The organism is Chitinivorax sp. B, from assembly GCF_005503445.1.
Taxonomy (GTDB): domain Bacteria; phylum Pseudomonadota; class Gammaproteobacteria; order Burkholderiales; family SCOH01; genus Chitinivorax.
Genome location: NZ_SCOH01000007.1, coordinates 61433 through 81700, shown reverse-complemented (window position 1 = coordinate 81700; position 20268 = coordinate 61433). Strand labels below are relative to the sequence as shown.

At 53.0% G+C, this 20268-nt stretch carries 19 protein-coding genes; 11 read left to right on the top strand and 8 right to left on the bottom strand.

What is annotated here, in order from left to right; all coding sequences use genetic code 11:
- Positions 1-37: 37 nt before the first annotated feature.
- From nirB to FFS57_RS06340, 4 genes are all read right to left on the bottom strand, one after another.
- Positions 38-2488 (bottom strand): nitrite reductase large subunit NirB, encoded by a 2451-nt coding sequence (nirB, locus tag FFS57_RS06355; RefSeq protein WP_137936926.1) that lies wholly within the window; start codon positions 2486-2488, stop codon positions 38-40.
- 424 nt (positions 2489-2912) lie between these two features.
- Positions 2913-5510 (bottom strand): EAL domain-containing protein, encoded by a 2598-nt coding sequence (locus FFS57_RS06350; protein ID WP_137936925.1) that lies wholly within the window; start codon positions 5508-5510, stop codon positions 2913-2915.
- Complete coding sequence (locus FFS57_RS06345; protein ID WP_137936924.1) at positions 5510-5965, bottom strand: response regulator; 456 nt, start codon at positions 5963-5965, stop codon at positions 5510-5512. Before FFS57_RS06345 ends, FFS57_RS06350 begins: the two co-directional genes overlap by 1 nt.
- Positions 5943-7463 (bottom strand): sensor histidine kinase, encoded by a 1521-nt coding sequence (locus FFS57_RS06340; RefSeq protein WP_137936923.1) that lies wholly within the window; start codon positions 7461-7463, stop codon positions 5943-5945. The genes FFS57_RS06345 and FFS57_RS06340 overlap by 23 nt, the downstream gene beginning before the upstream one ends.
- An 814-nt stretch (positions 7464-8277) precedes the next feature.
- On the opposite strand from FFS57_RS06340, the gene FFS57_RS06335 reads away from it, so the two are divergent.
- The 6 genes from FFS57_RS06335 to FFS57_RS06310 all read left to right on the top strand — a co-directional run bounded on the left by FFS57_RS06335 (position 8278) and on the right by FFS57_RS06310 (position 12666).
- Positions 8278-9255, top strand: coding sequence for a biotin--[acetyl-CoA-carboxylase] ligase (locus FFS57_RS06335; RefSeq protein WP_137936922.1), 978 nt, complete (start codon positions 8278-8280; stop codon positions 9253-9255).
- 38 nt (positions 9256-9293) lie between these two features.
- Positions 9294-10016, top strand: coding sequence for a type III pantothenate kinase (locus FFS57_RS06330; RefSeq protein WP_137936921.1), 723 nt, complete (start codon positions 9294-9296; stop codon positions 10014-10016).
- Positions 10013-10753: an SPOR domain-containing protein gene (locus FFS57_RS06325; RefSeq protein ID WP_137936920.1), complete on the top strand. Its 741-nt coding sequence runs from the start codon at positions 10013-10015 to the stop codon at positions 10751-10753. The genes FFS57_RS06330 and FFS57_RS06325 overlap by 4 nt, the downstream gene beginning before the upstream one ends.
- Positions 10741-11196 carry a GNAT family N-acetyltransferase gene (locus FFS57_RS06320; protein ID WP_137936919.1) on the top strand — a complete coding sequence of 152 codons (456 nt, stop codon included), beginning with the start codon at positions 10741-10743 and terminating at the stop codon, positions 11194-11196. The genes FFS57_RS06325 and FFS57_RS06320 overlap by 13 nt, the downstream gene beginning before the upstream one ends.
- Positions 11197-11297: 101 nt before the next feature.
- Positions 11298-12128, top strand: coding sequence for a helix-turn-helix domain-containing protein (locus tag FFS57_RS06315; RefSeq protein ID WP_137936918.1), 831 nt, complete (start codon positions 11298-11300; stop codon positions 12126-12128).
- A 94-nt stretch (positions 12129-12222) separates the two neighbouring features.
- A complete protein-coding gene (locus FFS57_RS06310) occupies positions 12223-12666 on the top strand; it encodes a VOC family protein (protein ID WP_137936917.1) in 444 nt (147 codons plus the stop codon).
- Positions 12667-12726: 60 nt separating this feature from the next.
- Here the strand turns inward: FFS57_RS06310 and FFS57_RS06305 are convergent, their stop codons facing one another.
- Together FFS57_RS06305 and FFS57_RS06300 are read right to left on the bottom strand one after the other, a co-directional pair.
- The gene (locus FFS57_RS06305; protein WP_137936916.1) at positions 12727-13746 is read right to left on the bottom strand and encodes a zinc-binding alcohol dehydrogenase family protein; all 1020 of its coding nucleotides are present in this window, start codon (positions 13744-13746) and stop codon (positions 12727-12729) included.
- Positions 13747-13779: 33 nt separating this feature from the next.
- Positions 13780-14073 carry a putative quinol monooxygenase gene (locus tag FFS57_RS06300; protein ID WP_137936915.1) on the bottom strand — a complete coding sequence of 98 codons (294 nt, stop codon included), beginning with the start codon at positions 14071-14073 and terminating at the stop codon, positions 13780-13782.
- A gap of 115 nt (positions 14074-14188) precedes the next feature.
- On the opposite strand from FFS57_RS06300, the gene FFS57_RS06295 reads away from it, so the two are divergent.
- From FFS57_RS06295 to FFS57_RS06275, 5 genes are all read left to right on the top strand, one after another.
- Complete coding sequence (locus FFS57_RS06295) at positions 14189-15070, top strand: LysR family transcriptional regulator (RefSeq protein ID WP_249383919.1); 882 nt, start codon at positions 14189-14191, stop codon at positions 15068-15070.
- 63 nt (positions 15071-15133) lie between these two features.
- Positions 15134-15730 carry a TetR/AcrR family transcriptional regulator gene (locus FFS57_RS06290; RefSeq protein ID WP_137936914.1) on the top strand — a complete coding sequence of 199 codons (597 nt, stop codon included), beginning with the start codon at positions 15134-15136 and terminating at the stop codon, positions 15728-15730.
- 142 nt (positions 15731-15872) lie between these two features.
- Positions 15873-16367 (top strand): DUF4442 domain-containing protein, encoded by a 495-nt coding sequence (locus tag FFS57_RS06285; RefSeq protein ID WP_137936913.1) that lies wholly within the window; start codon positions 15873-15875, stop codon positions 16365-16367.
- A gap of 39 nt (positions 16368-16406) precedes the next feature.
- Complete coding sequence (locus tag FFS57_RS06280) at positions 16407-17219, top strand: crotonase/enoyl-CoA hydratase family protein (RefSeq protein ID WP_137936912.1); 813 nt, start codon at positions 16407-16409, stop codon at positions 17217-17219.
- 663 nt (positions 17220-17882) lie between these two features.
- The gene (locus FFS57_RS06275; protein WP_137936911.1) at positions 17883-18362 is read left to right on the top strand and encodes an Hcp family type VI secretion system effector; all 480 of its coding nucleotides are present in this window, start codon (positions 17883-17885) and stop codon (positions 18360-18362) included.
- Between the two features lie 465 nt (positions 18363-18827).
- On the opposite strand, the gene FFS57_RS06270 is transcribed toward FFS57_RS06275, so the two are convergent.
- The gene (locus tag FFS57_RS06270) at positions 18828-19610 is read right to left on the bottom strand and encodes a hypothetical protein (RefSeq protein WP_137936910.1); all 783 of its coding nucleotides are present in this window, start codon (positions 19608-19610) and stop codon (positions 18828-18830) included.
- Between the two features lie 94 nt (positions 19611-19704).
- Positions 19705-20256, bottom strand: a complete 552-nt coding sequence (locus FFS57_RS06265; RefSeq protein ID WP_249383918.1) for a neutral zinc metallopeptidase — start codon at positions 20254-20256, stop codon at positions 19705-19707.
- Positions 20257-20268: the final 12 nt, after the last annotated feature.

Genomic DNA, 20268 nt, shown 5'->3' with positions numbered 1-20268 from the left:
GGACATCAACATCGGCAAGGTTGCAGACCTGGCCAGATCAGGCTGGCACGGGCTCCAGCCGGATCATTTTGAATTCCTGCCGTGCAACGCCGTGTTGCGCGCGGGCCAACCACGGGTCTTGTTCCAGCGACAACGAGAACAACAGTCGCTCATAGAGTGCCTTGCGCTGTTCTGGATTCTCCAGCACCGCACGTTTGATATGCTCCATGCCGACCCGATGCAGGTAATGCACCGTGCGCTCCAGATAAAAGCCTTCCTCACGATAAAGCTGCAGGAAGGCACCAGTGTATTCGCGCACTTCCTCTGCGGTTTTGACCTTGACGAAGAACTCGGCCACTTCCGTCTTGATCCCACCATTACCACCGATATACAGCTCCCAACCCGAATCCACTCCAATCACACCGACATCCTTGATACCGGCTTCAGCGCAGTTGCGCGGGCATCCGGACACTGCCAATTTGACCTTGTGCGGGCTCCACATGTTATGCAGCTCGCTTTCCAACTGAATCCCCATATCCATCGATCGCTGTGTGCCAAAGCGGCAGTGCTCGGCACCAACACAGGTTTTGACGGTACGAATGGATTTTCCATAGGCATAGCCGGAAGGCATGCCCAGATCGGCCCACATCGGTACCAGGTCCTCCTTTTTCACCCCCAGCAGGTCGATACGCTGACCGCCGGTGACTTTGACCGTGGGAACATGGTATTTCTCGGCCACTTCAGCGATCTTTTTCAACTGTGCAGGCGTGGTCACCCCACCCAACATCTGCGGAATTACTGAATAGGTACCATCTTTCTGAATATTGGCGTGGGCTCGCTCATTGATGAAGCGGCTTTGCGGGTCGTCCAGTGCCTCGCCGGGCCAAGTTGAAATCAAGTAATAATTAAGGGCGGGTCTACAGCTGGCGCAGCCATTGGGCGTACGCCAGTTCATGAAGCGCATCACATCAGGGATGCTGGTCAGGTGATGATCCTTGATGGCCTTGCGGATTGCGCCATGATTGTGATCGGTACAGCCACAAATGGCTTTTTCCGATTTTGGCTTCACATCCGCTGCCCCACCCACCGTGGAAATCAGGATCTGTTCACACAAACCAGTGCAGGAACCACAGCTGGACGCTGCCTTGGTGTGTTTCTTGATTTCATCGACCGAGGTCAGACCCTTGTCGCGAATCGCCTTGACGATGGTACCTTTGCACACGCCATTGCAGCCGCAAACTTCCGCATCATCGGCCATGGTCGCGGCTTTGGTCTGGCCCTGATGGCCAACATCGCCAACCAGTTCCCGCTCACCAAAGGCCAGATGGTCACGGATCTCCGCAATATTGTTGCCTTCACGAACCAGCTTGAAGTACCAGGCCCCATCAGCGGTATCCCCAAACAAGCAGGCACCGACCAGCTTGTCATCCTTGATCACCAGCTTTTTATACACCCCACCCACGGGGTCGGACAACGTGATTTCTTCAGTGCTGTCATCCCCCATGAAGTCACCGGCGCTGAACAGATCAATACCTGTGACTTTCAACTTGGTGGAGGTGACCGACCCCTGGTAACGGCCAATACCGAACATGGCGAGATGATTGGCTGCCACCCTGGCCATTTCGAACAGCGGCGCCACCAGGCCATAAGCCACACCGCGGTGATTGACACACTCACCCACGGCATAGATACGCGGGTCGAATGTCTGCATAGTATCGCTAACCACAACACCGCGATTGACCTGCAAGCCACAGGATTCCGCCAGATCGGTATTGGGACGGATGCCGACTGCCATCACCACCAGGTCGGCCGGAACCTCCGTGCCATCCTTGAACTTGATGGCACACACCCTCTCCTTGTCGTTGCCAATCAGTTCAGCGGTCTGCTTCTGCAACAAGAAATTCAGGCCTTTGTCTTCCAGATTCTTTTGCAGCAGTCGTGCTGCCGTTTTGTCCAACTGCCGCTCCAGCAACCATTCCGCAATATGTACCACGGAGACATTCATGCCGCGTAGCTTCAGGCCGTTGGCAGCTTCCAGCCCTAACAGCCCCCCACCGATCACTACGGCGTGTTGATACCGCTGCGCGGCTTCCACCATTTTGTCGACATCATAGATATCACGAAAGGTGATCACGCCATCCAAGTCCTTCCCAGGTACTGGCAGGATGAAAGGATTTGAACCAGTCGCGAGAATCAATCGATCATAGACTGCCTCAGTACCGTCTTCGGCATAAACAATGCGTCTGGCGCGGTCGATCTTCACCACTTTTTTGCGCAAATGCAGTGTGATGTTGTGCTCGGCATACCAATCAACATCATTCAACATGATGTCCTTGATAGTCTGCTCGCCGGCCAACACCGGGGACAGCAGAATGCGGTTGTAGTTGGCATAGGGCTCGGCACCAAACACCGTAATGTCATACAGATCTGGAGTGAGTTTCAGCAACTCCTCCAACGTACGCACCCCGGCCATACCATTGCCAACCATGACGAGTTTCATTTTTTTCATGACACACTCCCTGATTTCCCCTTTGACGAGCACATAACTCGACACCTGCCAATGAGTTAGCAAGGGACGTGCCACTTTCCATATCTATAATTTTTTCAATAATTTCAATTACATATGCAAACATAAATTTGCTAAGGTGGCTGGATGACCGCACAGTCAAAGTGCACTGTTTTGCTGCAATGCACTATTCATACGCAACTTCAGCAACTGACACATGGTCAACACTACCCGAAATGGTGCACAGGATGACGCTGCCAAGCGACATGACAGAGACAAGCTTGTGCAAAAGCAGACTATGTTGCCGCGATGCACCATGGCTGATCCGATGAGATAGTCAACACCAGAAGGAATGAACAATATCGATTTCGAACAGGAATCTGGGGGTTGGCACGGGGTAGGGTTAGATTCACCCAGAAGGGAATGCTCAGCGTTGTATCGCGTTGGTAATCAATCGGTCTGCAATGACGGCCAGTGGCTCTGGTCGGCCATACAAATAACCCTGGACCTGATCACAACGCAACAATCGCAGGAACTTGGCTTGCTCTTCGGTTTCCACCCCCTCCGCAATCACCTTGAAGTTCAGCGAGTGCGCCAGTGAAATCACCGATGTAACAATGCTCAGGCTGTTGGCACTCTCGGTCATGTTTTCGACAAAGGAACGGTCGATCTTCAAGGCATCGACTGGCAAGCGGGCAATATAACTGAGTGAGGAATAGCCCGTGCCAAAGTCGTCAATCATGATCTTCACTCCTAACTTGCGCAGTGCCTCAAGCTTGTCGATATTGGTATCGACGTCCTCCATCAGCAGACTTTCGGTGATTTCCAGATCAAGCACTGACGCGGCATGCTGCTCATGCACCAACCGTGCGATGATCTGCACAAACTCATCCTGCCGTAATTGCAGCGACGACACGTTGACTGCAATGCGAGGTACCCGCACACCCTGTTGAGACAAACTGGCGGCATCAACCAAAGCACGATGTAACGCCCACTCCCCGACCTTCAGAATCAACCCGGTTTCTTCAAGAATTGGAATGAAACGAGATGGCTGAATCAAACCCTGCTCCGGATGTTGCCAGCGGATCAATGCCTCCAGTCCCACAATCTGCAGTGTGTTGAAATCCAGCTTAGGTTGGTAGTAAAGAACAAAGTGATCTTCGGCCAACGCTCGACGCAAACCACTTTCGATTGCCAAGCGCTCGGCAATACGCTCTTGCATCTTGGGCCGATAGAACAGATAAGGCTCTGCCGATGCCTTGGCCTTTTTTAGCGCAGCTTCAGCACTGGAGAACAACCCCTCCGCATCATTACCATCTCCAGGTGCCAATGCCACGCCAATCTTGACCGAAATGCGCAACTCTTGCTCACGAACCTGAAACGGTTTGGAAAAGAGTGGGAAAAGACGCTCTTTCAGAAAGCGAGCCACATCAGCTTCGCTGGTCACGGCACTCAAAACGACGCCAAAGCAGTCTGTTCCCAACCGCGAAATGAAATGAGGTTCACCTGTCGTTTCGACCAACCGGGTCGCCAGGACTTTCAACAATTGGTCACCTTGATGGCGGCCGAATGTGTCGTTGACGAAATGGAAGCGTTCAACATCCAGCAAAATCAGGGCCAGCGAATGATGCTCTGCCAGCCCATGCACCAGCTGGTTGACCCGATCACCGCACAACCTTCGATTGGGCAGGCCGGTCAAGGCATCATAAAACGCCAGATAATCGAGCTTCTCCTCACGGGAAATGTATTCGAGGGCGAACCAGATATCGCCTGCCAGATCTAGCAACAGACGCATTTCATCCTGATTGAAGAACGCAGGCTCGTTGGAATACAGCTCCAGCACCCCAATCCCCTCACCATCCACAACCAACGGCAAGGCAACACTGGACCGAAATCCACAGCGCTCAATGATTTCGATCGGCAGGGTTTGGCCACCGTCGTCGTCACATGGGAAATGATTATTCAACACGGGTCTGAGCTGTTGCATGGCGGTAAGTGCCGCACAATTGGAGGCCAAATGCTGACAGGCATTCCGCAGAATGGCCTCGTCACTGCCCAGCCAGGCAACAGGTTGCAACCGGTCGTTCTCCTTCAGCCCAACCCAGGCCATCGCAAAATTACCCTGGCTGACGGCGATATGACATACCTCAATCAACAGATTTTGTCGGTCACGACAACGGACGATGATGGAGTTGATACCTGACAGCACGGCATACAAACGGTTCAGACGCGCAATCTTGAGCTCCTGCTCCCGTTGCTCGGTCAGATCGCGAACAATATGCGCAAAGTAGGCCGGTTGCTCACCATCGCCAGCAAGCCGTGTAGTCACAGCATTTGCCCAAAAGTGATGGCCATCCTGCCGCCGCTGCCAACACTCGTCTTCACTACGGCCGTTATTCGCAGCCTCAATCAGCTGATGAGCTGCACGCATGTCGTCTTCGGGACCATACAGCAGTGACAGATGCTTCCCGGTGGCCTGCTCTTGGCTGTAACCATATAGCCGGCTGGCTCCCCGGTTCCAGCTCATTACTTGGCCTTCGGCATCCAGTAATACCAGTGCGTAATCACGCAGGCCATCCACCAGCAAACGAAAATGCCGTTCACTTTCCGCCAGTCGCTCTTCAGCCAGCTTTCGCGCCTTACGCTCAGCTGTCTCCTGTAGGGCTCGGCGAATGACAGGGGTCAAACGGTCAAGATTGGTCTTGATCACGTAATCGGTCGCCCCACGCCGCATCAAATCAAATGCTCGTTCTTCGCCAATCGTGCCTGACACGAACACAAACGGGATATCCGACGAAAAACGACGGACTGTGTCCAATGCCCTGCCCCCATCCAGATGCGGCAGTGAAAAATCGGATAACACCAGATCCGGCCTGAATTCATGCAACTGCCTGGTCAGCATCTCTTCGGTTTCGACACGGCGTGCTTCGCACTCGATTCCACCATGGCGCAGTTCGTAAAGGATCAGCTCGGCGTCAGTGACTGCATCCTCTACCAATAAGGTCTTTAGCGGGGTTTTTGCCATCAACTGCCCCCTATCAGCGGCTCCCGATTGACCAGCATCCAGTAAAAGCCGACACGAGATACGGTTTCGACAAACACGTCGAAATCTACCGGTTTGACAATATAGCTATTCACACCAAGCCGGTAAGACTCAATCACATCCTGCTCTTCGGCGGACGAGGTCAACATCACGACCGGAATAGCCCGGGTGCGGTCATCCTCTTTCAAACGACGTAATACTTCCACGCCATCCACCTTGGGCAACTTGAGGTCCAACAGCACCAGCCGGGGCAAGTTCAAATGCTGTGGATGACCTGCAGAATCGCTACCAAAAATATAATCCAGTGCTTCCGCACCATCCTTCAGCCACAACATGCGATTGGCAATGTTGATTTTCCGCAGGGCATGCAGGGTCAGTTCCGCATCGGTCGGATTATCTTCCACCAACAGCACTTCAACCTGCGTATACTCGCTCAACGATTTTCTCCTTAGGCAATATGAAACGGAAGCAAGCCCCCTTGTCGATTTCTCCTTCAGCCATGACGGTACCACCATGGCGTGCAATGACACGGTGTACGATCGCCAGGCCGACACCTGTTCCTGGGAACTCGTCGACTTGATGAAGCCGCTGAAAAACACCGAACAATTTTTCGACATAGCGCATGTCGAAACCTGCGCCATTGTCACTGACTTCATACTCTGTTGCCGAATCGGTCTCTCTCCCACGGACCTCAATATGTGGTTCGGCTTGCCCTGCTGAAAACTTGATAGCATTCGACAACAGGTTGACCCAGACCTGTTTCAGCAAGGTCCGGTCCCCTGCAGCAAAGGGTAGCGGTTCGATCACCACTTGTAGCTGCACCCTGTCATGTTCCTGTTGCAGGTCATGCAGCACTTCGGTGACCAGTTGTGTCATATCGATCCGCGTCTTATTCAACGGGGTGCGCCCCAAGCGCGAAAAGGTGAGCAGATCGTCAATCAGATTGCCCATTTTCTGTCCACTGTCGACAATCACGCCAATCAACCGCAGATCCTCATCATCCATACGATCTTTCATCCGCTCTTTCAACATACGGGAATAGCCCGCAATAGCCCGTAGCGGTGTACGCAGATCGTGCGATACCGAATAGCTGAAGCTCTCCAGCTCTTTGTTGGCGGCCGCCAGTTGTTGAGTTCGTTCTGCCACTCTAGCCTCCAGCGACATATTCAATTCACTGATCTGCCGCTGCGCCACCAGGTGGTCGCCAATCTCTTGCCTGAGCAGCTCGTTGGCAAAGGCCAATTCTTCAGTACGTTGTTTGACGCGTGATTCCAGTTCAGCATTCGCCTGCTGCAAGGCGGTTTCCACTTTCAGACGCTGGGTAAACTGCAGCCACATTGATACAAAGGCAATCAGCAGCATGAACAACACCATGCCACTGCCAATGATCACTAACCGTTCACTAGCCCCGGCACCAGCGATTGACGTACCAATCCGCTCGCTCAGCATGTCGTGTTCGGCATATTTCAGTTTCAACAACTGCTTGTGCAAATCACCCAATGTAACTTGACGCATGGCGCGGGCTAAATCCATTCCAGGCTGCCCCCGTTGTTCCATTTGCTCGCGCCACAACGCGATCCGCCCAGCCAAGGCAGGGGACAATTCGTCAATATTTTTCTGTTGCACCTCGTTATCGGCTGTCAGGTCACGAACACGATTCATGGCCTGCACATAGTGGACAGTCCCGGCGTCAAAGTCACGGCGCGCTTCCGGCCTGCCTGTAGTGAGAAATTCCCTGCCTGCGAGAACCGAATCGCGTAGACCAGCTTCGACATCTTCAAATGCTCGCAGGACATCTTTGGTATGCGATACCCATTGCATATGTGCATTGAATGCAACAAATTGCCGGGTAGTGATGACGGCCAGGATCATCAGCAAAATCACCGACAAGCCAAACCCGCCAACAAACAGGCGAAGGCCGTATTTGTGCAGCACATCAACTCCCAGACCAGAATTCACTCTTTTCCGGTATAGCCTCACGGCCTTGCCAAATCAATGCAAAAGCACAGTCATACGTGATAATTTACCCATTATAATCAAAGTGTTAATTAACATCATTTTGAATATACGCACTTAGTAAATAAATACTGCAATTCAAGCCCATTCCCATCACTTATCACCAAGTCATCAGCGAGCCTTTTCAATACACCGCCACGACTTGATAAGGAATTCCTGCATGCAGACGGGAACATGTTGGCATTGCAGATGGCGCCGCTTTCGAACGTCACCCAATTCTCAGATCACTTGGCAAAAAAAGGCGTCCATGATTACCCTGTAATTGACAGGATAACCAGGACGCCTTGGTATGGGTGGTAATCCAGCTGTCACAGCCTGGTTCACCCCAGCTTAGTTTGGAGGAGACCTACACAAGTCTCAACCCAACTGAAGCAGATACCATGCCACCTTGATATCCTTCATAAAACGCTGCTGATTCACAAGATGTTCTATCGTGCTGGCCAGCCAGCACTCCCTGCCAGGCAACCGTTTCAAGGCCAGTCCCCACGCACCGGGCCGAACAGCCACCACCACCGAATGCACCATGATGGAACGGAGAATGGAATGTTGAGAAGTGCATGAATCGATTCGACCCGCCATCAGTCAGCGTTGATCAGCCCACCGTTTGCAGATATTGACCTTTTCCCCATTGCAATTGGATGGACGGTCAAGCCCCGTGGTGTACTGGCAACAGCCAGATACCCTTGCTGTGCTAACATTCCGCACCTGATCAACCGCTACCTTGCACCCAGCCTTGAACGCACATAGTTTCAATGTCCTTCGCCTGTTATCCGACGGCCAATTCCATTCCGGGGAAGATCTGGCCCGGCTATTGAATCTGTCGCGAGCCAGCATCTGGCAAGCCCTGCAAGGTGTCGAAGCTGCGGGCATCACGTTGTATTCAGTACGAGGGCGCGGTTATCGACTGCCTCGGCCGATCGACTGGCTGGATGCCGCACAGATCAATCAGGCGCTTGGCCCGCACACCACCCCGTTTCATCTGCATATCCAGGATGAGATCGGCTCGACCAATACCGTCCTGATGCAACAGGCCTCACTGGGTGCACCACACCGCACCATCCTGGCCGCTGAACAGCAAACAGCAGGTCGAGGCAGGCTAGGTCGCAGTTGGGTTAGCGAGTTAGGTGGCAGCTTGGCTTTTTCCGTGTTATGGCGTTTTCAACAAGGCGTCTCCTATTTGTCAGGCTTGAGCCTGGCGGTCGGTCTGGCGTTGGTCAAGGCGTTGCAGTCGCTAGGTATCGGACAGGCAGGCCTGAAGTGGCCAAATGATGTATTGCTGGATGGCCGTAAGCTAGCTGGTATCTTGATCGAAGTGCAAGGGGATTCACTGGGCCCTTCCTGTGCGGTGATAGGTATTGGCCTGAACTGCAAGTTGTCGGCCACAGCCCAAGCGAACATCGATCAGGTCGTCACGGATTTGAGCAGTACATTGTCGCCACCGGTGTCGCGCAATCTGGTCCTGGCACGTATCCTGCAGGCATTGGACGACGTCATGCAGACATTCGAACAAAAAGGCTTTGTTGCACTCCAAGCCGATTGGCAGGCAGCACACCTGTTCCATCAGCAAGTGGTGGATTTGCTGTCCCCCGCCGGCATTCGACGTACGGTACTGGTACGCGGGGTGGATGCGGACGGCGCACTGATCGTGGAGGATGCAGCGGGTATCGAACGTATTCATGCAGGGGAACTGAGCTTGCGACAGCGCCGCTGAGTTACTTCCGCTTAACACTGACCAATGAACTGAAAACCATGTGGCTTTTGATTGATGCCGGCAATACCCGTGTCAAATGGGCGTTGCATGATGGCCATGCGTGGCAAGCACGTGGCCACGCCCTGCTGAACCAGCTGGAGCAATTGGCTCTGCAATGGGTTGACCTGCCCCCCGTCATGCGTATCATGGCTGCCAACGTGGCGGGCACCTCAGTCAAAACCCAATTGACCGATCTGCTGGCCCGCCACATCAACAAGATTGAATGGCTGACCCCGACCCACCAGCAATTGGATGTACACAACGGCTATACCAACCCATTGCAACTTGGGCCAGATCGTTGGGCCGCCCTGCTAGGCGCACGCAAGTTGACTCAGGGACATTGCCTGGTAATCAACATCGGAACGGCCATGACGGTAGATGCATTGACCGCCGACGGCCACTTTCTAGGTGGTATCATCGCGCCGGGGTTTCGGTTGATGCGAGAGGCCTTAGCGCAAGGAACTGCGGAGCTTGGTCGCCGTGATGGACAATATATTCCCTTCCCCACCAACACGGCCGATGCCATCCACGGGGGCATCATGCAAGCATTGATCGGCACCATTGGCCGAATGCAGCACGAAATGGTGCAGGCCGGATTCCCACCAGTCAGTTGTGTCTTGTCCGGCGGTGACGCCTCATTATTACAACCACACCTCTCACTGACGGTCATCATGGTCGATAATCTGGTATTGGAAGGTTTGCTAAGGATCGTACGCGAATGAAATGGCTGTTTTTTGGTCTGGTTGTTACCAATCTGTTGGTATACGGCTATACCCATCTCTCTGAACCACCAGTGCAGGATTGGCACCAGCGCGAATTTCATGCCGACAGTGTGAAATTGGTTACGGACACCGCCCCAATGACGACTGACACAGGCAAAGATGAGAAATCGGTAGAAACACCGGTTACACCGCCTGCGTCCGATGCAACCATTACAACCCAACCCACTCCAACCAAAGTGGCCGAAACACCGGCAAACATGGCGTCCGCTCAGCAGTGCATCCGTTGGGACGCAATCCCAATGGCAGACCTGCCACGTGCCAAACAATTACTGGATACCTTGAAAATCGGCAAGCCACTTGGCAATGCCCGTATCGAGGCTAAAACCCGCTTTTGGGTGTATATCCTGCCGCAGTCGTCATTATCCGATGCACAGAAAAAAACAGAAGAACTGCAGGCGCTGGGATTGTCTGAACGTGATTTCTTTATCGTCAATGATGCAGGTCGTTGGCGCAACGCCATCTCGCTGGGTGTTTACTCCACGCAGGATGCAGCCCGGCAACGACTGGACGCGGTACAGGAAAAAGGGGTGAAAAGTGCACGTGTTGGTATACGTGATACCCTTCGCTTCGCCAGTCTGATCATCGCGCAAGCTGACGAGGGTACCGGCAGTCGGCTGGCTGGCGCCTCAGCAGAAATCAAGGGCAGCGAGGTCAATCTGGCAGAATGTCCACGTTAACCATACGCCCGGCTACCGAAGCCGATGCGGGCGACATTACGCGGGTATTCACCGCGTCACGACGTGAATACCTACCCTATGCCCCCCTCAAGCATAGCGATGAGTCCATTCAACAATGGCTGACCCAACAGATTCGTTCGGCCATCATCATGGTGGCCATGCAAGACACACGCATCGTCGGGTTTTACATGTTGAATGAGCATGCGGAAGGCTGGTGGTTGGATCAACTTTATCTGTTACCGGACGTCACCGGTCAAGGCATTGGCAGTACCTTGCTTGCTCACGCCATGAACCGTGCTGGCCGGCCATTGATGTTGTATACCTTTGCCGACAACCACGGTGCCCGTCGATTTTATGAGCGCCATGGTTTCGTCGCCATCCGCTATGGCGATGGCAGCGATAATGAAGAGGGTGTACCGGATGTGTGCTATTGGCTGGCCTGAAACCCTGTTTGCACACTCAGCAAGACCGTAACATATTCTGAATGTGACCTAGCAGGATCACCCAGGTCTTTGATCGCAGTTGCCCGACCACCGGAGGCATCATGCGTTATCTAAGCTATGCGCCAGGCCCACCACTCAGCCAGTTCGTCGAATTGCTGTGGCTTGCAGAAGGTGTCAATACCTCATACCAACGTGAACGACTATTACCAACCGGGTCTGTTGAACTGGTCATCAACCTGCTGGACGAGCCGATGCAGGTTTACGTGGATACTGATGCCACCGACCCGATCAGTTTCCAACACAGTGTCATCTCCGGCCCACACAGTCGCTATTTCGTGCTGGATACCTATGGCACGACCGCTGTCATTGGTGCCCACTTTCGACCGGGTGGTGCCTACCCGTTTGTTCATCACCCGTTGAGCAGCTTGCGGAATCTGCATGTTTCGCTGGATACCATCTGGGGCCGGCGTGGCCATGAATGGCGTGAACGGATTTTGGCAACACCTTCCATCCAGCAACGCTTCCAATTACTGGAGCAAGCTTTGCTGACCCAGCTCGCCGAATGGTCAACAGCCAACCCCATGCTCGATCATGCCATCCACGTATTGTCTGCGCCGCATCCGATATCTGTCCCGCAATTGTCAGATCAACTTGGCATCGGACCACGTCGGTTAGGACAACTATTTCAGCAACATGTCGGGCTATCGCCCAAACAGTTCTATCGGTTACAACGTTTTCAACATGCTGTCGGCCAATCATTCCAGGCGTTACAGGTGGACTGGGCCGATCTGGCACTGCAATGTGGTTACTACGATCAGGCCCATTTCAGTCATGATTTCCGGGCATTCTCCGGCTTGGCTCCCGGTACTTACTGGCAGCAACGCGGGCGTCATCCAAACCACGTACCGCTTGATGTCAGTCTACAGGGTTAACATTTCCGTTTTTTACAAGACGTACCCGGCACGACTTGGCCACACTATCAACGTTATCCAGCCAGTTCTCAACGAACCAACATAGGAGCCCATCATGTCAGTCAAGCCCATCCCTGATGGCTATCACACCATCACTCCCTATATGGTTACCGACAATGCACCAAGATTGATTGCGTTTCTGAAGGAAGCTTTTGTCGCGGAAGAAACTGAGATGTTGACCGATGACCAAGGTGCCATACGTCATGCTGAATTCCGCATTGGCAGTTCGATGCTGATGCTCTCCAGCTCACAGCCAACCTGGCCAGCGCAAACCAGCAGTTTCTATCTATATTTGCCTGATGTCGATGCAGCCTATACCCGCGCTTTGCAAGCTGGTGCCAGTACCATTTCACCACCAGCCGACCAGTTCTATGGCGATCGCAATGCTGGTGTGAAAGACCCATGTGGGAACACTTGGTACCTGGCCAGCCGCATCGAAAATCTGTCGCACGACGAATTGAAAAAACGCGCGGCCGGCGTAGCCCAAGCCGGTTGCTGATCGCAGATTCCGCCACGCGGCACCGCTGATTTGCCAAATGGCGGTTTCAGGAATAAAACATCAAAACCCGCTAAGCACAATTTTACCGATAGCCCGCCCCGCCTCCAATTTGGCATGGGCCAACTTCAGGTTGGCGGCATTGATCGGCCGTATCACCTCACCCAATGTGGTGCGCAATGTACCTTTATCGATCAAATCCGCTACCTGATTCAGCAGACGATGCTGTTCGATCATGTCATCGGTTTGATGCAACGACCGGGTGAACATCAGCTCCCAATGGAAACTGGCGCTTTTGCCCTTTAACAAATTCAGCGCTACCGGCTGTGTGGTTTCCACAATGCTGGCAATCTTGCCTTGTGGTTTGATCAGCTCTGCCATCGCTGCAAAGTGCAGATCAGTATCGCTCAGGCACAGGATGTAATCCGGCGCTGGCAACCCTCGTTCGCGAAACTGTGCCGGCATGTCAGCAAAGTGGTTCACCGTTTCGTCTGCACCGAAATCGCGGCACCAGGCAGCTGAATCCGGGCGGGATGCTGTTGCCACCACCTGCAAACCAGCCACCCGTTTTGCAAGTTGAATGGCAATGGAACCCACGCCACCGGCCCCCCCCAGAATCAAAATGGAACGACCACGATTCGCTTCTGCAGACTGGGCAATACCCAATCGGTCAAACAACACCTCCCAGGCAGTAATGGTTGTCAATGGCAGCGCTGCTGCCTGTTCAAAACTCAAACTGACTGGTTTGCGGCCAATAATGCGTTCGTCCACCAATTGCAGTTCGGCATTGCTACCTTGGCGAGTGAGATCCCCAGCGTAATACACTTCATCCCCCGGCTTGAACAGGCTGACGGCGGAACCAACAGCTTGAACCACGCCCGCTGCATCCCATCCCAGCACCTTCGGCATCGCTTCGACATGATCCTTCGGCGCCCTTACCTTGTAGTCAACTGGGTTGGCGGCAATGGCGCGAATGGCCACCAACACGTCATGCGGCCCCGGTATTGGATCTGGTAGTGCTACATCCAACAACGCTTCAGGGTGATCAATGGGTAGATAACGATATAACCCAACAGCTTTCATTCATATTCTCCTGATTTGACAATCCAATGCACATCACACGCCGATGCGTGTCATCAATTTCATATCCCATGCCTCGACCAAGCCATCAACAACCTGCTGATAGGTCACCAAGTGTGCGGATTGCAGGTGAGCGGCAAGCAGCTCACGATTTGTCCAGGTTTCGTAAAACACAAACACGCCGGGCTTATCCACATCACGATGCAGGTCATATTGCAAACATCCGGCCTCAGTCAGGGTTGGCGCAATCAATGCCTTCAGGGCGTCTTCCACTCGTTGTTCGGCACCTGCTTTGGCGACGATGGTGGCAACGACATTCAGTTGACTCATGGTGTACTCCAGTGATTGATGAATGGCAGTGTAAACGCGCCCAATTGGTTTGATTAGCCGTTAAAATAAGGAATCATTATCCGCATAGACGAACAATATGTTGGAACTGGATCGCATGGCCGTTTTCGTACAAGTGGCGGAAAATGGCAGCTTTACAGCTGCAGCCAAGGTGTTGGGCCTGCCCAAATCAACGGTCAGTCAGCGCGTAGCCGAACTGGAGGATGCGCTGGGGGTCAGACTGATGCTGCGCACCACTCGGCGATTGACATTGACACATGCCGGCCAGCTCTATCTGCAACACTGCCAGCGGATGGTAGACGCCGCCCGAGCTGCCAACGCAGCCATCTCACAGCTACGGGTAGCACCAGCCGGACGAATTCGTCTCACGGTACCAGAAGCATCGGGTATCCGATTGTTCCCGGCGATGATCCAGGCCTTTCATACCCGTTACCCGCAAATCGAGGTAGATTGCCTGGTAACCGATAACATCGTCAATCTGGTGGAAGAAGGTATTGATATCGCTTTTCGGACCGGTAAACAGGCCGATTCCACCTTTGTCTCACGCCGTGTTGGACCGGTTCGCCGGGTGCTGGTAGCCTCACCCACCTACTTGGAACAGTCAGGGCTACCTGACACGCTGGATGAACTATCGCGGCATGCAGGCCTGCTGCACTATGCAGTTCCGGCTTGGCCGCTGTATAGCAATGACGAGGTAAAAACCGTCGAGCTCAAAGCAGTGCTTCGCAGTAACAGCCTGCTACATTTGCTGGAAACCGCCAAAGCTGACTTGGGTATTGCGTTGTTGCCATACTTTCTATGCCAACACGAATTGGCATCTGGCCAGCTGCTGTTGCTGCTACCCAATCATCCCCCCACTCGCAACGACTACTATATGGTCACAGCAGGCCGCCACAATCAGCCGGCGGCCTTGTTGGCATTCATGCAATTCATTGAGGAATACGGCTTGGCGCGTCAACTGGAAGGAAGTATGGAATAACCGCCAAGTGTCGTTATGGCTCTGGAATTGACAGCTTACTAATCAGTAAGTACAGTCGATTGCATGCGTGCCCCAGCCAAAACCGATACCAAGAAGCTCATTCTCGACCTGGCGGAAGAGCTACTGCTGACCCGCAGCTTTTCCGCCTTCAGTTACCAGCACATCTCTGCTGCACTGGGTATGAAGAATGCAGCCATCCATTACCATTTCCCGACCAAGACTGATCTGGGTGTGGCACTGATTCAACGTTACCGACGACGTTTTGCACGCTGGACTGGCGAACAGGAAACCCTGGCAGGTGACCCATGGCAGAAGCTGGAATGGTATTTCGACCTGATCGTGCGTTATTACGATCAGAACCAGCGAATCTGCCCTACCGGTGTACTGTCTGCCGAATACCTCGTGTTGCCGCCAGAAATCCAGGTAGAAACCCAAGCCTTCATGCGGGAGCTGTTGGCCTGGGCTGAGCTGATCCTGACGGAGGGTCAGACCAAAGGCTATTTCCGCTTCAAAGGGACGCCACGTGACCGTGCAGCTACCATCATGGCAGCGCTGCAAGGTGGATTACAGGTAGCCCGGGTGATGGAAAATTCGGCGATTCTGGACGATATCATCAAGCAGATTCGCCTTGGTTTGGGGGCTGGCGGCCAACTGGCCTGAATAACCAACCATGCAGCTCAACTCACCTCGTGCCGCATGGCAATCCGTTTCGGGTACCGAACAATATATTCAACAACACGGTATGCCTGCACCAGTGTGCCGGCCCATAAAACCAAACCGTGATAAATCAAGGGAGAGTGACATGGCAACCAGTAACCAAATGACCCGACTGGTCGGCAAGCTGGATGGCTTACCCAACGGCCTGAAACAAGGCCTGCAAAGTTTTCTGCTCGGTAATGTCGTACCATTTCTGGGTACTGCCAAGCTGCGATTTGACGAAGTATCACAAGAGCGTGTCGTCGTCAGCCTTAGAAATCGGCGACGCGTTCAAAACCACATCAAAGGTGTACATGCCGCAGCCATGGCCCTACTGGCGGAAACAGCCACCGGTTTCGCGGTAGGTATGCATTTGCCAGACGACAAACTGCCACTGATCAAAAGCTTGAAAGTGGATTACCTCAAACGTGCACAAGGTGATATGAAAGCCGTAGCAGCGCTGCAACCTGAACAGATAGCCGCCATCATGTCGCAAGACAAAGGTGAAGTCAGCGTACCGGTGATCATTTCTGACCAGAGCGGTGAATCACCCATACAGTGCGAGATGATCTGGGCCTGGATACCCAAAAAACGTAACTGAGTAGTTGTCTTATTGATCCGCCCCTCACAAGGACACACCATGCAACTCGACACCATCAAGATCACCCTTGAAAACCACGTCGCTCTGGTGGAACTGAACCGCCCGGACAAAGCCAACGCAATGGATGAAACACTCTGGGCCGACATCCGCCGCGCATTTGACTGGATCGACGAAGAACCTTCTGCCCGTGTAGCAGTACTGGCTGGCAACGGCAAGCATTTCTGCTCCGGCATCGACCTGATGATGATGATGGGCTTGAAGACCCGAATCGAAGACACTTGTGAAGCACGGGCACGCGAAAAACTGCATCGCATCATTCTGGACCTGCAGGATTGCCTGACCTCACTGGAACGCTGTCGCAAACCCGTGCTGGCTGCCATCCACGGCGCCTGTGTCGGCGGCGGGGTTGATCTGGTTTGCGCAGCAGACATGCGCTATACCACCGATGATGCCTATTTCAGCGTAAAAGAGGCCGACATGGGATTGGTCGCCGATGTGGGCACACTGCAACGCCTGCCATACCTGATTGGTGAAGGATTGACCCGTGAACTGGCCTTTACCTGTCGCAGTGTCAGTGGGGCCGAAGCTGTCCAGATCGGATTGGCCAATCGTAGTTTTTCGGACCGTGATACGCTGATGAAAGAAGTCATGACCATCGCCACCGAGATTGCCAAGAAATCACCATTGGTCATTCGCGGCACCAAGCAGGTGCTGAATTACTCGCGTGATCATTCTATTGAAGACGGCTTGAAATTTGTGGCTGGCTGGAATGCCGCCATGCTGATGTCTGCAGATATTCAGGAAGCCATCATGGCTTCCATGCAGAAACGAGACGGACAGTTCCGCGACTAGCGACCTATCTTGGCTGGCGTGAGGGAGATCACAGCTTCACGTCAGCAAACATCCAGCCTTCCAAACAGGCTTGGCAAGTATCGGATCACAATGGGGCAACCAGACCGTTTATCTCATCACCTACCTTGCTGTTTCCGCCTTCATTACACCTAGCTCAGTGTGCTGAACCTCAGCCCATCCAATCATCCAGCCACAATGAAACATGCAGAAAATGAAGTGTACCGACCTCCAACATACACATCATGCCAAATGAATATCTTTAAGAAACTTGCGTGTCGGATCTTGACACCGTGGCAATGAAAACATGTACGTTACGGCGAGTACCCCCAGACAGGAAAAGAGTAATAAATAAATAAAAACAACAAATTAAATTAAATCCATCCCACCCAAACGGGCGAATTGCATTCGCATTCACATGCGAGCATATGCTTGCATCGTGACAAAGCAGGCCTCTATGATGAACTTCTATTAAAGGCTCATTTCATCTGAACTAGCGCTCATATCACTTCAGAATCCGACCACCTAATATTCGACCCCAATAAAATGAGATGCCGTAATTGATCAGAACAATGACCCTGACGCCTGTTTAACACCAATGCCAATGATTACTCGCCGTTGGCAGGCCAAATGGCCGCTTTTTATCAACCTTTAAGGACTTACATCATGATCCTCTTGAAATTTGGTACTGAAATCAAAGGTACATCCACTATTGACGGCCACACTGACTGGATCACCATTGAGTCCATGCAGTTTGGTGTCGGTCGTGCCATTTCCGCTGTCAGTGGTGGAACAGATCGAGAAACCAGCAACCCGTCATTTTCCGAACTGACGTTCACCAAGGCGACCGATATTGCTTCGCCTGAGCTGTTCATGCAAAGTATTTGTGGCAAATCGCTAACCAAGGCTGAGATCCACTTCCTGCACACTGGCGGGGCTGACAAGAAGCAACAGGTTTACCTGAAGATCGAATTGGAAGCACCAATCGTCAGCTCCTACTCTGTCAGTAGTGGTGGCGACCGCCCGAGCGAATCGTTCTCGCTGAACTTCACCAAGATCAGCTACCAATATGACGCATTCAGTGGCGACACCATCAAGCCAGGTACACCGAAAAAATGGGACCTGCAAAAGAACGCAACTTATTAAGCCTTGCCGGCAATGGCCTGGGTCACAACCCAGGCCGGCTGCGTAATCTGGTTCAGGGTCTATGTACCTTTGGGAGAGCCGATTGAAATGGCCTGTGGACAGGATTGCACACGAGATTGAACTGTCTGGCCCTATTTGAAATTTGCATGCGTCAGACCAGACAATCCCAGCCGGATGGCTTGGAACAGAAACACTCAAGCATCTTGTGGATGACAATGCAGCCATCAATGCATGGTCTTACTCGCCAGTCACCTCATTCGCCTTGTACGAATACACTTTGCCGGACATTGGCAAACGATGACGCACCGAGAGCAAATCAAGCAAGCCAAAGCCAATAAGGCTGAGTTGGATATAACAATTGCCGAACTGGTGCTGGACACTTTCTCTGGGTGCAGAAAGGCCAGTATCGACTGCAACCCATAACAACGCATCAGGCAATACAGACTTGCCCTGCACCACCTTCCCTTATGAAGTCTTGGTGTCACGCGATTTAGACACCAGCGAAGCCCGTTGTTGCTCCAAAGCCTGCTGCAATTGCTCAGCCTGTTGGGCGGCAGTGCGCCGGTCATTGGCGCTCAGCTGCTGATAATCCTTGGTTCGACGAAACCAATCCACGCTCAGCTGGTCACCCATGCGTTCGGCAATCAGGTTCCAGGCAGTGGCTTCAACCGGTTTATTCTCGACTAAATAGATTTCGGAGATCATGGCCGCAGAATGGGCATTGCCCCGTGCCAGCGCTTCAGCCAACGATTTGATTGCCAACTGAGTGTAATCGACACCAGCCTCAAAATCCGGACCGGATTGACGCTTCTTGATGTCAAAATAGTAACGTTCTCCCAAGTGCACCAGCGCAAAAGTGTCCCCTTTTTCAGCTAATTCACGCAAGGCGGATAGCTCCATTTGGTAATACTCAGGTGGTATCAGATAGCCTAGCTTTTCCATTTGCTGCTTTTGCGCCACTTCTTCTGGCGTGGGCAGTTGGATATCAGGCTCGCCAGCGACCTTCCCTCCCTGTGTATTCAGCATTGGCATACCCGGAAATGGGGATTGCACTGCGGTTGGCAAAAATGGGCTCTTGCCGACATCTGGCTCGATTTGGAGCGGGGTCTCGTCCGCACTATCCTGCAGATAGTCCGGCACCTTGACCACCGACGGAACGGATTGTTGCTCCTCGTGGCCATTCAGCCAAGCCAGCGTACCAATCGCTGCTACCACCAGCAGGCTATAAGTTATGCGTAGTTTGCTCATGGTCTCTCCAGAAAACCAGACATCAGGCATACGGAAAGACAACGACGAATTACCTGCTCACCGTCGTCTTTCCGACAATCAGGCCAGTATTGCTTTAGCTGAAGCAATAGTTGAAACCACGGCTGTATCCAGCCCTGGTGTGATAGTCGCGCTGTGAAGGTGTACCGTGCTCACGGTAATCGGCAGCAGCACGGGCTGAATTGGCAGCACCGGCAATAAACGATGGGTAACGCAACGTCGTTTCTGCATAGCGAATGAATGAACCACCAACACAATCTGCCTGCAATTCCTGGTAGGGCGGATTCAGCCGAATACCATAGCTGAATTGGATGCTGTGCCCCCATTCGTGTGCCAATACGGCCTTGGCTGTGTAGTTGCCGAAACGGGATTCAATGGAATTCAGAAACTGGCTACCGACACTGATGGTGTACGGACCGCAAGCAACGGCACTGAGTTGCGGTTCACCGCACGCCATCTGGTTCACATACACACGTGGTTGTGCATAACGGCCGAGCATGCCACTGATTTCGGATGCAGACTTCTGAATGTACTGGCTGGTCACAGGTACCGCATTGGCGGTCGTCAATACGGATGTCAAGGCGGCAACCACAATCATGACGACACGACGAGAACGTTGACGTTGCATATCAATCCTCCG